Consider the following 15,863-nt stretch of genomic DNA (forward strand, 5'->3'; position numbering starts at 1 on the left):
CGTGGGTACCAGGTTGTGTGTCATCAGCCTATGACCTCGGGTGCGTTGAGTGAGAGCGGCAGGGAGAGGCGCATGCAGGTGCCGTTGCCGTTGGGGCCGGCAAATGCCCAGATACGGCCGCCGTGCGCCTCTATCATAGCGCGGGAAATGGCGAGGCCAAGCCCGGTGCCACGGCTGCCGCAATCCCCGACCGGCTGGGTGTAGAACAGGTTGAAGATCTTGTCCCGGTCGGACTCGGCGATGCCCACCCCGATGTCGATGATGTCGACGATGAGATCCGGGCTGGCCACCATCACCTTGAACTCGATGGGCGTGCCGGCCGGCGAATAGCGGGAGGCGTTGTCGAGGATGTTGACCAGCACCTGCTCGATCAGGGCGCCGTGCACATAGAGCGCGGGGATCTGCTGATCGAAGTGCACCAGCAGCTTGTGTTGGCGCCAGGAGGAGTCCAGCCGCTTGCGGGCGCTTTCCAGCAGGTCGGCGAGGTCGACCCAGTCCCGTTTCAGCTGGAAGTCCGGCGAGCCGATACGGGTCATGTCCAGCAGGTTCTGCACATAGCTGTGCAGGCGGCGAGCCTCGTCCTGCACCGAATGCAGCAGTTCGCTGCGATCTTCCTGGCTTATCCTGTCACCGTATTCCAGCAAGGTGCTGCCGGCGCCCATGATGGTGGCGAGCGGCGTCTTGAGATCGTGGGAGACGGAGGAGAGCAGGGCGGCACGCAGCCTGTCCGTCTCGGCCTGCAACTGGCTGTCGGCGAGCCGCTCGCTGAGATCGATCCGGGCGAGGGCGGCGCGGATATCGGTGAGCAGCGCCTGTAATTGATGCTCGGCGGAGGAGGCCAGGGGATTGGTCAGCCGGATGCCGAGCACGAGATCGTCAGTGAGCGGGTGGTACTGGGCTTCGGCCGCATTGAGGGTGGCGGTGTGGGCACCGGCATACTGCTTCTGGGCCAGGCACCAGTCGATGGCCGCCTTGTCGGTCTGGCCGGGGCCGGGCGGGGCGTCACCCGCCCGGTATTGGTAATCTTTGTCGAGGGCGAACACGGGTTGGCCCAAAGCCAGGGAGATGGCCTGAGTGCCTTGCCTGAGCACGTCAGTCGGACTGCTGGCGGTGGCCAGCCCCTGGCTCAGGGAGAGCAGGGCATTGCCGAGCTGCTGGGTCTCGCGCAATCCCACCAGCTGCTGGCGCTGGCGAGAGGCGAGCCGCCCTGCCGTCACACCGACGATGAGCAGCACGAACAGGGTCAGCAGATCGCTGTGGCTGGCCACGCTGAGGGAGAAGTGGGGGGCGACAAACAGCAGGTTGTGAGCCACGAAACCGAGCACGGCCGCCAATATGGCGGGCATCAGGCTGGTGGAGAGCGCGGTGGCCAGCACCCCCAGCACGAACAGCAGGGGCAAGGAGGCCGGTGGCAGCCAGTGGGAGAGACCCCAGGCCAGGGCCGAGGTGAGGCTCATGATGAGGATAGCCATCAGGCTCTGGCGCACCTCCTTGCGACCTGAGGGATGCAGCCCCAGGCTCTGCTTGCGTTTCTCCGTGTCTACCAGGGTGATCTCGAACCCGCGAGCCTGTTTGAGCAGGTGTTGTACCAGGGAGCGACGCCAGGGGGATTGATGGGGTTTGCCGAGCAACAGCTGGGAGACCTGTTGCTGTTCGGCGGTTTCGAGCAGGGTATCGGCTACCGCCGGACTGGAGAGGGTCAGCACCTTGGCGCCGAGCTGCGATGCCAGCGCCAGTGCCTGCTCCAGTTCGGCCGAACGCCGTCCCTTGCTGTCGATATGCACCACCAGCCAGGGCAGCTGGCGACGCTGGGCGAAGCGGTGGCCATAGCGAACCAGGGACGCGCTGTGCTGATCTCCGAGGCAGACCATCAGCTTGCCCCGCAGCGGAAGCGTGCTCTTGCCTGCCGCCTGCCATTGCAGTTGCAGATCCCCCTCCACGTGGCTGGCCGCGGTCTGCATCGCCAGCTCGCGCAAGGCGGTCAGATTGTTGAGGGAGAAGAAGGACTGCAGGGCCGCCTTGGCCTGATGGGGCACATAGACCTTACCCTCCTTGAGGCGCCCCAGCAGCTCCTTGGGGGGGAGATCGATCAGTACCAGGCTGTCGGCCTCCAGCATGACCTGATCCGGCAGGGTCTCCTTGACCCTGACGCCGGTCAGTTGCCAGACGAGATCGTTGAGGCTCTCCAGGTGCTGTACGTTGAGGGTGGTGTAGACGTCGATGCCTGCACCGAGCAACTCCTCCACATCCTGCCAGCGTTTCTCGTGGCGGCTGCCGGGGGCATTGGTGTGGGCCAGTTCATCTACCACTGCGATGGCCGGCTTGCGTTCGAGCAGGCCGTCCAGATCCATCTCCTCCAGCCGCTGCTGGCGGTGGTAGAAAGGCTGGCGTGGCTGGATGGGCAACTTGTCCAGCAGGGCCAGGGTCTCCTGGCGGCCGTGGGTCTCCACCACCCCGATGAGGATGTCGATCCCGTCCTTGGCCTGTTCCCGCACGGCCTGCAGCATGGCGTAGGTCTTGCCGACGCCGGGAGCGGCGCCGAGGAAGACTTTCAGCTTGCCTTTGTGTTCTTCTTCCAGGCTGGCCAACAAGGCGTCGGCCCTCACCTCATCACGCATCCCTTAGTCCCCATCGAGAGTCCCTATCGAGCAACAACCGGTTCGGCTCAAGAATCCGTATCACTGCCTGCATAGCAGCGAGTCAGCCCGGCGCGTCATCGTATTGATCCATCTTGGCCAAACAACAGACCCGGCACGGATGCCGGGTCGTCCTCATCAGGCGTCCTTGTCGAGCTGCAGGTTCAGCTCGAGGACGTTGACCACTTGTGGACCTAGGATACCAGCTTGTGTGGCGGACTTGACCCGTTCCGTCAGCATGGCGGGATCCAGTCCTCGTTCTCTGGCCACCCTGTCCACCTGAGACAACACGGCATCCAGCGGCAGGTGGGGGTCCAGTCCGGAACCAGAACGGGTCAGCATGGCCGGTGATGGATTGCCGGGCTGGGCCTTGGCGGCGTCACTGGCGAACTCGGCCCGCAGGGGGGAGCTCATGCCGAGATTGGTGGCACCGCTGCCGACGGTGGCGAAGTCGCTGGCAGAGGGGCGGGAGTGGAAGTAGTTCGCCCGCTCGAACTTCTGCGCCAGCAGGGCGCTACCGACGAGTTCTTGTTTGTCGTTGGTCAGCTGGCTGCCGTTGGCCTGCCAGGGGAACAGCACCTGGGCCAACCCGGTCACTGCCAGGGGATAGGCAACCCCCAGCAGCAGCGTCAGGGTCAGCAGGGTTCTGATTGCAATCATGATATGTCCTTAATACCTGAACAAAATCCATGGAGTGCGGGTCAGGCCCGCACTCCGCCGTGGCTACACCAGGCCGAGGCCGGTGACGACGAGATCGATGAGTTTGATGCCGACAAAGGGGATCAACAGGCCGCCGACCCCGTAGATGAGCAGGTTGCGACGCAGCAGGCTGGCAGCCGATTCCTGCAGGCTGACGCCGCGCAGGGCCAGGGGTACCAGCGCCACTATGATCAGGGCGTTGAAGATGATGGCCGACAGGATGGCACTCTGCGGGCTGCCCAACTGCATCAGGTTCAGGGCGCCCAACTGCGGGTAGGCGGCGATGAACAGGGCCGGCAGTATGGCGAAGTACTTGGCCACATCGTTGGCGATGGAAAAGGTAGTCAGGGCTCCCCGGGTCACCAGCAACTGCTTGCCCACCAGTACCACGTCCAGCAGCTTGGTGGGGTTGGAGTCGAGATCCACCAGGTTGCCCGCCTCCTTGGCGGCCTGGGTCCCCTCGTTCATGGCCAGCCCCACGTCGGCCTGGGCCAGGGCTGGGGCGTCGTTGGCGCCGTCACCGCACATGGCTACCAGGCGGCCATCGGCCTGTTCCTGGCGGATGTAGGCCAGCTTCTTCTCCGGGGTCGCCTCGGCGATGAAGTCATCCACCCCGGCCTCGGCGGCGATGGCGGCCGCGGTCAGTGGGTTGTCCCCGGTGATCATCACGGTGCGTATGCCCATATGGCGCAGGGTCTGGAAGCGTGCCTTGATGCCGGGCTTGATGATGTCCTTGAGGTACACCACCCCGAGCAGTTGCTCGTGGGTACAGACCAGCAGCGGTGTGCCCCCCTGGCGGGCGATGTGATCGACGGATTTGAGGATGAGCTCGGGCACCCCCTTGCGATCGAGTGAGAGGTAGTTCAGCACCGCATCCACCGCGCCCTTGCGGTATTGGTGGCCGTTGCGATCCAGCCCGCTCAGCCGGGTCTCGGCGCTGAAGGGGATCACCTTGTCGCTCTCCAGCTGGCTCGGCTTGGCCATGCTCTTGCCCGCCAGGGTCAGGATGGACTTGCCTTCCGGGGTGTTGTCACCGAGGGAGGCCAGCATGGCCGCCTGGGCCAGCAGAGAAGGGTCCACTCCCGGTGCCGGGATCAGCTCGTCCGCCATGCGGTTGCCGAAGGTGATGGTGCCCGTCTTGTCCAGCAAGAGTGTGCGCACGTCACCGGCGGCTTCCACGGCGCGACCGGACTTGGCGATCACGTTGAGTTTGACCAGTCTGTCCATGCCGGCGATGCCGATGGCGGAGAGCAGGCCGCCTATGGTGGTCGGGATCAGGGTGATGAAGAGGGCGATCAGGTAGAGCCGCGGGACCTGGGTGCCGTTGTAGTCGAGGAACCAGGGCAGGGTAGCCACCACCAGCAGGAAGATCAGGGTCAGACCGACCAGCAGGGCGTCGAGCGCCATCTCGTTCGGGGTTTTCTGGCGCTTGGCCCCTTCCACCAGGGCAATCATTCTATCCAGGGTACTCTCGCCGGGGTTGTTGCTGACTCGGATCCAGATCTCGTCGGAGACGACGGTGGTGTTGCCGGTCACGCCGCTGCGATCCGTGCCTGACTCGCGGATCACCGGGGCGGATTCCCCGGTGATGGCGGCCTCGTTGACCGAGGCGATGCCGGCGATGACCTCGCCGTCCGCCGGGATCATCTCGCCGCTGCGCACCAGCACCAGATCGCCCTTGAGCAGGCTGGTGGCGGGCACCCACTCCCCCTTGTCATCCCGCGGATGGCTGACCTTGCGGGCCTTGAGCTGACTCAGACCTGCCTTCAGGCTGTCGGCCCTGGCCTTGCCACGGCCTTCGGCCAGGGTCTCGGCGAAGTTGGCGAACCAGAGGGTCAGCCAGAGCCAGGCAGTCAACTGCCAGGCCAGGCTCGGGGCGACCCCGGACAGGGGTTGGCCCATCAGGGACTCGACGGTCGCCATCACGGCGGCCAGCCAGAGGGTGAACAGTATGGGGCTGCCAAACAGCGCCTTGGGATTGAAGCGATACAGGGCTTCAATCATGGCCTGGACGACCTGTGAACGATGTGACTTGGCCTTGATCTTGTCGGTGCCAGTGGTCACTGAAATGGACTTGCTCATTGGAAGGCTCCCTGCATCAGGGTGAGGTGTTCTGCGACCGGTCCCAGCGCCAGCACGGGCAGGAAGGAGAGGCCACCTATCAGCAATACGGTGATGATCAGCAGGGTCACAAACAGCGGGCCGCTGATCGGAAAGTCCCCCGCGCCCGTCTCCTGGCGTGGTGCGCGGGAGAGTTGGCCGGCGATGGCCAGCACGGGGATGATGTAGCCGAAGCGACCGAGCAGCATGGCCATACCGATGGCGATGCACTGCCAGCTGTCGGCGGCGGCGAAACCACCGAAGGCGGAGCCATTGTTGCCGGCGGCGGAGGTGTAAGCGTAGATCAGGCGAGACAGGCCGTGGGGGCCCTCATGGCCGATGATGGCGCTGGCACTCGGTGTCAGCAGGGTGATGCCACCGATCACCAATACCCCGACCGGCATGACCAGCATGCTGGCCACCACCCACTTCATCTCGGTGATGCCGAGGCGCTTGCCCAGGTAGGTCGGGGTGCGCCCTACCATCAGGCCGCACAGGAACACGGTCAGCAGCACGAACAGCATCATGCCGTAGATACCGGCCCCCACGCCGCCGAACACCACCTCACCCAGCAGCATGTTGATCATGCCGATCATGCCGCCGAGGGGGGTGAAGCTGTCATGCATGGCGTTGACCGAACCGTTGGAGGCGGAGGTGGTCGCCACCTCCCAGATGCTGGACAGCACGGGGCCGAAGCGGCTCTCCTTGCCTTCCCAGTTGCCCGCTTGCTGGGTCAGATGGGCGAGAGCCGGATCTGGCTGCAGCTCCTGATAAAGGGAGAGTGTCAGGCCCAGCACGAACAGCAAGGTCATGGCGGTGAGGATGGCGCGGCCATGACCGCTGTGCTTCACGTAGCGACCCAGGGTGCAGACCAGGGCGGCGGGCAGGGTCAGCAGGGTGACCATCTCCAGCCAGTTGGTGAGGGCGGTGGGGTTCTCGAACGGGTGAGCCGAGTTGACGCCGAAGAAGCCGCCACCGTTGGAGCCGAGCTGCTTGATGGCGATCTGGGAGGCGGCCGGGCCGAGCGGCATCAGTTGCTCCTGACCTTCCAGGCTGTGGAACGGCAGGTAGGCCGACAGACTCTGGGGAACCCCCTGCCAGACCAGCAGCAGCGCCATGATGAAGGCCATGGGCAGCAGCACATAGAGGCAGAAACGCACCAGATCCTGCCAGAAGTTGCCAAGGTGGGTCGTCTGCTGGCGGGTGATGCCGCGGAACAGGGCGACGGCCACGGCAGCCCCGGTACCGGCGGAGACGAAGTTCTGGGTGGTGAGTCCCACCATCTGGCTGAAATAGGAGAGGCTGGCCTCACCGGAATAGGCTTGCCAGTTGGTGTTGGTCATGAAGCTGACCGCGGTGTTGAAGGCGAGCTCCCAGCTCAGTCCCGACAGGTTCTGCGGGTTGAGGGGCAGCAAGCCTTGCGCCATCAGGATCAGAAACAGCAGGCCGAATCCCGCCCCGTTGAAAGCGAGCAGGCTGATGGCGTATGACTTCCAGTCCTGCTCCCGCCCATCGGATCCCGTACAGGCCATGGTTGCCCGTTCGATGGGCGACAGCCAGCGGGTTTTTCCCTCGAATACACGATACATATAACTGCCTAGCAGGGGTGCAGGCAGCAGAACCAGCAGCACGAAGGCGACTGGGTAGATGATCTCTTGCCACATGATGGGGTCCCTCACTCATGACTGCGTGTGAGTGCACGCAGCAGATAGCCCAACAGGGCGAGGACCAGCAGCAGATATAGCCAATTCATATCGATTCCCTTGGTGTAATTGACACCACAAGGGTACGTAGGGTGGGCGTAAAGGCGCCATAAAGCGGGGGATGGGTGGCGTAAAGTCGGCGTAAAAACGGGGTCGATGGGCCCTGGGGTGAAGAAAACCCGGCCTGGGCCGGGTTGAATGCTGGTTGGCTGGACGGGCATCACTGACACCGGCCCGCTTGCGCCCGGGTCAGCGCATGGTCACAAACTCTTCTGCGCTGGTGGGGTGGATGGCGACGCAGTTGTCGAAGTCCGCCTTGGTGGCCCCCATCTTCATGGCGACGCCGAAGCCTTGCAGGATCTCGTCCATGGCGAAGCCGATGCCGTGCAGGCCGACCACCTTCTCCTCGGGGCCGACGCAGACCAGCTTCATGCGGGTGGGCTGACGATGCTGGGTCAGGGCCGAGTACATGGCGGTGAACTGGCTGCGATAGACCTTCACCTGCTCTTCCCCATATTGGGCGATGGCTTCCGGCTCGGTCAGGCCTATGGTGCCGATGGGAGGATGGCTGAACACCACGGTCGGCACCAGATCGTAGTTCAGGTGCTCGTTTGGCTTGTTGTTGAACAGCCGCTCGGACAGGCGGCGACCGGCAGCGACCGCCACCGGGGTGAGCTGGATCCGGCCGGTGTTGTCGCCCACGGCGTAGATATTGCTGATCTGGGTGTTCTGGAACTTGTCGGTGGGGATATAGCCCCGCTCATCCAGTTCGATACCGGCTGCGGCCAGGTTCAGCTTGTCGGTGGCCGGGGCCCGGCCGATGGCCCAGATCAGGCAATCGACGGTGAGGTGGCGGCCATCTTCCAGCTGCAGAGTCAGGCTGTCGTCGGCATTCTTGATCACCGCCTTGGGGATGGCATGGGTGTGCAGCTTGGGGCCTTCTGCGGCCATGATCTCCACCAGGGTCTCCTGGATCATGGGATCGAAGCTGCGCAATGGGCCCTGCTTGCGCACCACCAGGTGGGTCTCGGAGCCGAGGGCCTGCATCACGCCGGCGATCTCCACCGCGATGTAACCCGCGCCCACCACGGCGACTCGCCGCGGCTGCGTTTCAAGGGCGAAGAAGCCATCGGAGTCGATGCCCAGTTCGGCACCCGGGATACTGGGCACTTCCGGGTGGCCGCCGGTGGCGATCAGGATGTGATCGGCTGTGTACTGCTCACCATTGACCTCCACCGTGTGGGCGTCGACGAAGCGGGCGAAGCCCCGGATGACGGTGATCTGGTTCTTGCCGAGCACATTCTCATAGGACTGATGGATGCGGCCGATATAGGCCTGGCGGGATTCCACCAGCTTGGCCCAGCTGAAGTGATTGAGGGTAGTGTCGAAACCATAGTCGGCGCCATAACGCAGAGCATCGGCGATCTGGCCGGCATACCACATGGCCTTCTTGGGAACACATCCCACATTGACGCAGGTACCGCCCAGGGCTTTGGCCTCGATGAGGGCGACTTTCTTGCCATGCATGGCCGCCCGGTTGGCCGAGGCGATGCCGCCGCTGCCGCCGCCGATGGCGATGTAGTCAAAATGCTGTGCCATGGTGTGGTTCTCCGCTGGTTAAAAAAGCTATCACAGCATGATGGGGACAAAGAAGCTGGCTCACAAGAGCCAGCGTTCACTTCTGTGTGATGGGCAGGTGGATATGGAACTGGGCTCCCTGGCCCGGCTCGCTGGCACAGTTGATGCGACCGCGCAGCAGCTGCACCACCAGGTTGTAGATGATGTGGGTGCCCAGCCCGCTGCCGCCGTGGCCCCGCTTGGAGGTGACGAAGGGATCGAAGATGCGTGGCAGTATCTCGGGGGGAATGCCGCGACCGTTGTCGCTGTAGTCGATGACGAGCTCGCTACCGTGCTGCTCCACCTTGATGCTGATCTTCTTGGGTCTGTCCCAGCCATCGAAGCCGTGGTGGATGGAGTTGAGGATGAGGTTGGAATAGATCTGGGTGAAACTGCCCGGGAAGGAGTAGAGGGTCAGCTTGGGATCGCACTGAATGTCGACCTCGCACTGGGCCTTCTTCAGCTTGTGGCCGAGTGACACCACCACCTGATGCAGGTTGTCCGCCAGGTTGAAGTTGTAGCGGGCCTCGGAGGATTGGTCGACTGCCACCTGCTTGAAGCTGGCGATAAGCTCGGAGGCGCGTCGCAGGTTGCCCTGCAGCAACTGCATCGACTCGTCCAGGTTCTGGGTGAATTCGTTCAGATAGGAACGGGAAAGCTGCTTGGCATCGATGTGCTGCTTGAAGTCGATCACCCGCTCCTGCAGGTAGGAGGAAGCGGTGACACTGATGCCGATGGGGGTGTTGATCTCGTGGGCGACCCCGGCCACCAGTGATCCCAATGAGGCCATCTTCTCCGATTCCACCAGGGTCTGCTGCGCCTGCTTCAGATCGTCATAGGCCTTGCCCAGCTGGTCGTTGGCATCGCTCAGGCTGCGGGTGCGGTCGGCCACCTTGCCTTCCAGCTGTTCGTTGAACAGGGTGATCTCCCGTTCCACCTTCTTGAGGCGAGTGATGTCATAACCGAATCCAATCAGATATTTGAGGTTGGGGCCCTCGTAGAAGGGGGCAAAAGTCCATTGCAGGGTCAGCTCTTCTCCCTGCTGATCATGCATGACGATCTCGCGGTCCGAGAGGGAACCCTGCTCGGCCAGCAGTTCGGCCAGCTCGGTTCTCTGCGCCGGGGTGACGAACAGATCCAGCCAGTTGTGCTGCAACAGCTCCTGATGGTGATAGCCGGTGAGCATGATGGCGGCAGGGTTGATGCTGGCGATGTTGAGATCCGGCTCCATGCAGCAGATGACCATGTTGGCCGAGTTGATCAGGGTGGCGGAGAAGTCCCGCTCCTGCTGCAGCTGATCGGCCGCCTGATGACGGGCCGTGAATTCGTCGTTGAGACGGGTGCGCATCTGGTTGAGGGTGGCGGCCAGCAGATCGAACTCATCCGGATGTTTGCGAGGCTGGGTTCTGCCCTCCAGGGTCAGCTCCAGGGTCAGTCGATCCAGGCTCAGGCGCTGGGCATAGCTGACGATGCGGTTGATATGACGGATCACCAGATAGTAGATGATGACCAGGATGCAGAAGGAGACGAGCAGTGTCTTGATGGTCTGGCTGACCAGGATGAGCACGGATTTTTCGATGAGGCGCTGATAGATCTGATCCAGGGAGGCGGCTACAAACAGCTTGCCGACGACTTCCCCCTGATAGGTGAGGTTGAACTCCCGGGAGATGTCGTACTGTTCTCGTTCCACGCCCTGGGTGAGCAGCGGCACCTCGGAGTTGCCCAGCATCTCCTTGACCATCACGAACTGCATGTTGGGCAGATTCATGATGCCTTCTATCTGTACCTTGACCTGTTCTTCGTCCAGGTTCCATAGACTGGCGGAAATGGGCTGCAAGAAGGAGGCCTCGATCTGATCGATGCTCGCTTCGATGACGGTCACATCCTTGTTGTAGTCCCAGGCGAGCTGCAGCACGGTAATGATGAGCGCCAGCACTGTACTGCAGATCAGAATGTAGGAAAGCAGACGGTAAGAGAGTCCGTTAAGGCCGACGGCCTTGGAGAAGATTCCTGACATGGCGTCCTTGCGGTCTGGATTGAGTGCGGTTTAGTGTAACTGCTTCATGTACTGATGTCGTGTGTCATGAAATGGATATAAGAAAGGCCCCTTTCGGGGCCTTTTTGATATTAATGCTGGATCAGTGGTTGCCCTTCGCCTTGGCCGGGATGGATTCATCGAATTCCGGCAGCGGTTTGTGCTGAGAAGCCAGGAAGGTGTAGATCACCGGTAGCACGAACAGGGTGAACAGGGTACCGATGGCCAGGCCCGCGACGATGACGATGCCGATGCTGAAGCGCTGTGCCGCGCCGGCGCCGGAGGCGTAGAGCAGCGGGATGAGGCCCGCGATCATGGCCGCCGTGGTCATCAGGATGGGGCGCAGTCGCACTTTGGCTGCCTGCATCACCGCCTGCATCCGGTTCAGACCGTGCAACAGCTGCTCCTCCTTGGCCACCTCACAGATCAGAATACCGTGTTTGGTAATCAGACCGACCAGGGTGATGAGGCCCACCTGGGAGTAGATGTTCATGGTCGCCAATCCCCAGGCCAGCGCGATCAAGGCACCGCTGATGGCCAGTGGTACCGAGACCATGATGACCAGAGGGTCACGAATGGACTCGAACTGGATGGCCAGCACCAGGAAGATGATGGCCAGTGCCAGTGCGAAGGTGGCGTAGAGGGCATTGCCTTCGGTCACGAACTGGCGAGCCTCCCCCATGAAGTCGTAGCGATAGCCCTGGGGCAGCTTCTCTTCGGCGGTGGCCTTGAACCAGTTGATCGCATCCCCCATGGCCACGCCAGGTGCCGGTACGGCGCCTATGGTGGCGGAGTTCAGCTGGTTAAAGTGGGGCAGGGCACGTGGCTCCCCCTTGATTTCGATGCTGATCAGGCTGCCAAGCGGGATCGACTTGCCGTCGGCGGCGCGCACGTAATAGCCCTTCATGGATTCGGGGTTCATACGGAATTTACGCTCCACCTGCGGGATCACCTCGTAGGAACGGCCATCCAGATCGATACGGTTGACGTAGCCATCCGCCATCATGGTGCCCATGGTGGTGCCGATGTCCTGCATGGTGATGCCGTAGGCACCGGCCTTGTCCTTGTCGATGTTGATCTTCATGGTGGCCGAGTCGTAGTTCAGATCGAGATCCGAATAGACGAACTGACCGTTGGCCTGGGTGGCCGACAGCATCTCACCCGCGATCAGGAACAGACTCTCGAAGCTGTTCGGGGTGGTGATGACGAACTGGATGGGCAGACCGCTCGACGCACCCGGCAGCTCGGGGAACTGGAAGGTGGTGATGGCCATGCCCGGGATGTCGGTCACCAGACCGGCGACCCTGTCCAGCACCTCTTTCTGGCTTGCCTCACGCTCGCTCCAGGGCACCATGGACGCAATACCGAACGCCTGGTTGGAGTTGAACACCCCGGAGAAGACCTGGGCATAGGCGATTTCCGGTTGCTCATCCAGGATCTTGTTCACATCGTTCATGGTGTTTTCGATGTAATCCAGGTTGGCGTTGGAGGGTGCCGTCGCCAGCACCGCCATGACCCCCTTGTCTTCCGACGGTGCCAGTTCACTGGGGATGAACTTGAACAGCAGCGGCAGGCTGGCGAACACGATGACGGCGAACACCACCACCACGATGCGCTTTTGCATCACGGCATGCAGCATGCGGTCGTAGCGATCCGTCATCCGGTCCAGCAGATGGTGCACCGTGCTCTCGAACTTGTTCGGCTTGGCGTTGGCCTTGAGCATCTTGGAGCACATCATGGGGGAGAGGGTCAGGGCTATGATGCCCGAGACGAACACCGCCCCTGCCAGCGTCAGCGCGAACTCCTTGAACAGGGAGCCTGTGATGCCCCCCATCAGGGCGATGGGCGCATACACGGCGGCCAGGGTGACCGTCATGGCGATAACCGGGATGGCGATCTCCCGGGTGCCGATGATGGCGGCCCTGAAGGGCTCTTCCCCTTCCTTGATGTGCCGGTCGACGTTCTCCAGCACCACGATGGCGTCATCCACCACCAGGCCGATCGCCAGCACCATGGCCAGCAAGGTCATGAGATTGATGGAGAAACCGAACATGTCCATCATCATGACCACGCCGATCAGACTGAGCGGTATGGTGATGATGGGGATGATGACGGCCCGGAACGATCCCAGGAACAGGGTGATCACCACCAGTACGATGGCGGCCGCCTCCAGTATGGTCTTGATAACCTCGTGGATGGACTCGTTGATGGCGATGGTGGAGTCATAGAGCACGTTGGTCTGCAGGGTGCTCGGCATGTTGCGCTTGAGGTCCGGCAGCAATTCCAGCACATCGTGGGCGATGGTGATGGGGTTGGCAGTCGGGGCCGCGTTCACGGCGACCACCACGGCCTCTTTGCCGTTGGCACTGGCGCGATAGATGTCGTGGCTCTTCTCCAGCGTCACCTTGGCGATGTCGGAGAGACGGATCACCTTGCTGTCACGGGTGGCCACCACCAGTCGCTTGAGCTCATCCGTGCTCTCGACCTGGGTCTTGGCGTTGCCGTTGAACAGGGTGAAGTAACCGGTCGCCTGACCCGTGGCCGACTGATAGTTGTTGCTGTTGAGCACCGTCATCACGTCGCTTGCGGTGAGATCGAAGGCCGCCATCTTGGCCGGATCCAGCCATACCCGCAGGGCAAATTCGACCCCGCCGTAGATGTCGATCTTGGAGACCCCGCCCACGGTGAACAGCTGGGGCTTGATGACTCGCTCAAGGTAGTCGGTGATCTGGCTGGAGTTCAGCTCCGGGCTGGTGAAGCCCATGTAGAGCACCGCCGTGGTGGAGCCGGTAGAGGAGGTGACCGACGGGTCTTCCGACTCTTTGGGCAACTGGGAGCGCACCGAGTTGACCTTGGCCAGGATGTCAGACAGCGCGGCGTTGGGATCGGTGTTGAGCTTCATGTAGGCAGTGATGGTGGAGCTGCCCAGCTGGCTTGAGGAGGTCATGAAGTCGATGTTGTCGGCTTGCGCGACCGCCTGCTCCAGCGGCTGGGTGATGAAGCCTTGGATCAGATCCGAGCTGGCCCCGTAGTAGCTGGTACTGACCGTGATCACCGTGTTGGTGACCTCGGGGTATTCCCGCACCTGCATCTTGAAAATGGCCTGGAAGCCCAGCAAGGCGATCAGGAAGCTGATCGAGATTGCCAGCACCGGCCGTTTTATGAATATGTCGGTAAATCGCATCGTAGATCTCCGCGCTTACAGCATCGGGGTTTGTGCCGGAACGGCCAGGGCATCGTTCTTGACCACGTGCACCTTGGTATCGTTGCTCAGGCGAACCTGACCCGACAACACGATTTCATCGCCAGCCTTGATGCCGGACAGCACATGGACATCGTTGCCGCGACGCTCACCAGCCTTGACCACGACCTGTTTGGCACGCTTGGCACCCTCCACTTCATGAATGATGTAGACGTTCTCCCCATACAGGGTGAAGGAGATGGCGGACTGCGGGATCACGATCTGCTCCTTGACCGTCGGCAAGATGATGCTGGCACGGGCAAACATGCCGGAGCGGAGCTGGCCGCTGTTGTTCGGGATGGCTGCCTGCACCTGGATCAGACCGCTCTGGTAGTTGACCGCGGGTTCGATGGCGGTGATCTGGCCCTCAAACTGGTCGTTGGGGTAGGCATCCACCCCTATCTTGATGGTCTGGCCGAGGGAAATCTTGGAGATGTCGGTCTGGGGCACGGTGAAGCGCAGACGCATCACGCTGGTGTCTTCCAGTCGCACAATCTCGGTGCCCGGTTCCAGGTACTGGCCGAGGAAGACGTTGCGCAGACCCACGGCGCCGCCGAAGGGGGCGCGCACTTCGCGGCGGGCGATGGTGCCCTTCAGGCTCTCGATATCGGCTTCGAGCGAGCGATAGCTGGCCTCGGCGTCATCCAGCTGGTCCCGGGAGATGGAGTTCTTCTGGTACAGGTTCTGGTAGCGTTCGAACTTGGCGCGCGCCGCCGGCAGCCTGGCCTGGGACGATTTCAGGTTGGCCTTTTCCACGCTGGAGTCCAGGCTCAACAGCAGCTGATCCGGCTTCACATGGGCGCCAGACTCGAAGCTGATGTTGTCGATGGTGCCTGCCAGTTCACTGGAGAGGGTCACCCCCTGGTTGGGCTCGATGAAACCGATAGCCTCGATGGTCGGCACCCAATCCTGTGCCTTGGTCACCATGGCGGTCACCGGGAACTCGGGCTCGGGGCGGCTGGCCAGAAATTCCGCAATCTTCTTCTGCTTGAACATATTGAAACCGATGACACTGCCGAACAGAACGAGTGCTATCAGTAACATGATGGCCATCCACTTTTTCATGAACAGGCTCCTGTGGTGGAAATTTGAGGGTTTAAAATGGCATTCCAACTGGCTCTTATCACGGTTTCCAGCTGTTCTTGCGTTAATTCAAATGGGTGTGCCCGGCGCAACTGCGCCAGGTTGGCCACACAATCCAGACTCAGTGTCTGCAACACCGGGACGGGTAGATCGATAAACAATCCTTGTTGGCGACCCTGTTCAAAAAAGTTTTCAAGCGGCGCCCATGCCGCCATTATGACCGGATCCTGTTCTAATTCAGCCCCCAATGGAGAACTTTCGTACTGCAATTTACATTTCAGTGCGTTGGGGGTGTTGATAAAGATGGCGTCTATGTTGAACCACAGGCGCCGATACTGCCGAAATGACACTTCCTCTATCTGCACACCCTCCATGACTAGAGGATGACACTGAAGAATGGTGTGCTTGTACAGTTGGCGGATCAGGTCATCCTTGTCGCTGAAATAGCGATAGATGGTGCCCGCCGCCACATTGGCCTTCTTGGCGACCACGGCGATGGAAAGGCCGAAGAAGCCTTGCTCGCCGAGGACTTCGCGCGCTGCCTCGAAAATGCGCTCTTTCTTATCCATGACTCTTCCGATTGCAACGGCTGAATGAACGTTCATTCATTCTAGATTGAGAAGTGGGCAAGTCAAGGGGAGGGGAGAAGTTCCCGGTACGATAAGTCGACAAAAGTGGGTCGACTGAAGACGATTCCGGCCGAGGAGGTGTAGAAAAGCTATAAAACTGCACAAAACGATGGAAAAACA

9 protein-coding genes are annotated in these 15,863 nt (G+C 61.7%); all 9 read right to left on the minus strand.

The window, feature by feature from the left end; translation table 11 throughout:
* Positions 1-23: 23 nt before the first annotated feature.
* On the minus strand, positions 24-2,618 hold the full coding sequence (locus ABNP46_RS00070; RefSeq protein ID WP_349920460.1) for a sensor histidine kinase KdpD: 2,595 nt from the start codon (positions 2,616-2,618) through the stop codon (positions 24-26).
* A 156-nt stretch (positions 2,619-2,774) separates the two neighbouring features.
* Entirely contained in the window at positions 2,775-3,296 is a 522-nt protein-coding gene (locus tag ABNP46_RS00075; RefSeq protein ID WP_349920461.1) for a potassium-transporting ATPase subunit C, read from the minus strand.
* Positions 3,297-3,359: 63 nt separating this feature from the next.
* Positions 3,360-5,417 carry a potassium-transporting ATPase subunit KdpB gene (gene kdpB, locus ABNP46_RS00080; RefSeq protein WP_349920462.1) on the minus strand — a complete coding sequence of 686 codons (2,058 nt, stop codon included), beginning with the start codon at positions 5,415-5,417 and terminating at the stop codon, positions 3,360-3,362.
* The gene (gene kdpA, locus ABNP46_RS00085; protein ID WP_349920463.1) at positions 5,414-7,099 is read right to left on the minus strand and encodes a potassium-transporting ATPase subunit KdpA; all 1,686 of its coding nucleotides are present in this window, start codon (positions 7,097-7,099) and stop codon (positions 5,414-5,416) included. Before kdpA ends, kdpB begins: the two co-directional genes overlap by 4 nt.
* Positions 7,100-7,387: 288 nt before the next feature.
* On the minus strand, positions 7,388-8,737 hold the full coding sequence (gene gorA / locus ABNP46_RS00090; protein WP_349920464.1) for a glutathione-disulfide reductase: 1,350 nt from the start codon (positions 8,735-8,737) through the stop codon (positions 7,388-7,390).
* Between the two features lie 76 nt (positions 8,738-8,813).
* The gene (locus tag ABNP46_RS00095; RefSeq protein WP_349920465.1) at positions 8,814-10,772 is read right to left on the minus strand and encodes an ATP-binding protein; all 1,959 of its coding nucleotides are present in this window, start codon (positions 10,770-10,772) and stop codon (positions 8,814-8,816) included.
* Between the two features lie 121 nt (positions 10,773-10,893).
* Positions 10,894-13,974 (minus strand): multidrug efflux RND transporter permease subunit, encoded by a 3,081-nt coding sequence (locus ABNP46_RS00100; RefSeq protein WP_349920466.1) that lies wholly within the window; start codon positions 13,972-13,974, stop codon positions 10,894-10,896.
* A gap of 15 nt (positions 13,975-13,989) precedes the next feature.
* Complete coding sequence (locus tag ABNP46_RS00105) at positions 13,990-15,096, minus strand: efflux RND transporter periplasmic adaptor subunit (RefSeq protein ID WP_349920467.1); 1,107 nt, start codon at positions 15,094-15,096, stop codon at positions 13,990-13,992.
* Positions 15,093-15,683 carry a TetR/AcrR family transcriptional regulator gene (locus ABNP46_RS00110; protein ID WP_349920468.1) on the minus strand — a complete coding sequence of 197 codons (591 nt, stop codon included), beginning with the start codon at positions 15,681-15,683 and terminating at the stop codon, positions 15,093-15,095. The genes ABNP46_RS00105 and ABNP46_RS00110 overlap by 4 nt, the downstream gene beginning before the upstream one ends.
* Between the last annotated feature and the right edge of the window lie 180 nt (positions 15,684-15,863).

The sequence above is a fragment of the Aeromonas veronii genome, from assembly GCF_040215105.1.
GTDB classification, from domain to species: Bacteria; Pseudomonadota; Gammaproteobacteria; order Enterobacterales; family Aeromonadaceae; genus Aeromonas; species Aeromonas veronii_G.

Coding starts and splice junctions, on each gene's coding strand:
- ABNP46_RS00070 (WP_349920460.1), bottom strand. CDS start 2,618: ATGCGTGATGAGGTGAGGGCCGACGCCTTGTTGGCCAGCCTGGAAGAA.
- ABNP46_RS00075 (WP_349920461.1), bottom strand. CDS start 3,296: ATGATTGCAATCAGAACCCTGCTGACCCTGACGCTGCTGCTGGGGGTT.
- kdpB (WP_349920462.1), bottom strand. CDS start 5,417: ATGAGCAAGTCCATTTCAGTGACCACTGGCACCGACAAGATCAAGGCC.
- kdpA (WP_349920463.1), bottom strand. CDS start 7,099: ATGTGGCAAGAGATCATCTACCCAGTCGCCTTCGTGCTGCTGGTTCTG.
- gorA (WP_349920464.1), bottom strand. CDS start 8,737: ATGGCACAGCATTTTGACTACATCGCCATCGGCGGCGGCAGCGGCGGC.
- ABNP46_RS00095 (WP_349920465.1), bottom strand. CDS start 10,772: ATGTCAGGAATCTTCTCCAAGGCCGTCGGCCTTAACGGACTCTCTTAC.
- ABNP46_RS00100 (WP_349920466.1), bottom strand. CDS start 13,974: ATGCGATTTACCGACATATTCATAAAACGGCCGGTGCTGGCAATCTCG.
- ABNP46_RS00105 (WP_349920467.1), bottom strand. CDS start 15,096: ATGAAAAAGTGGATGGCCATCATGTTACTGATAGCACTCGTTCTGTTC.
- ABNP46_RS00110 (WP_349920468.1), bottom strand. CDS start 15,683: ATGGATAAGAAAGAGCGCATTTTCGAGGCAGCGCGCGAAGTCCTCGGC.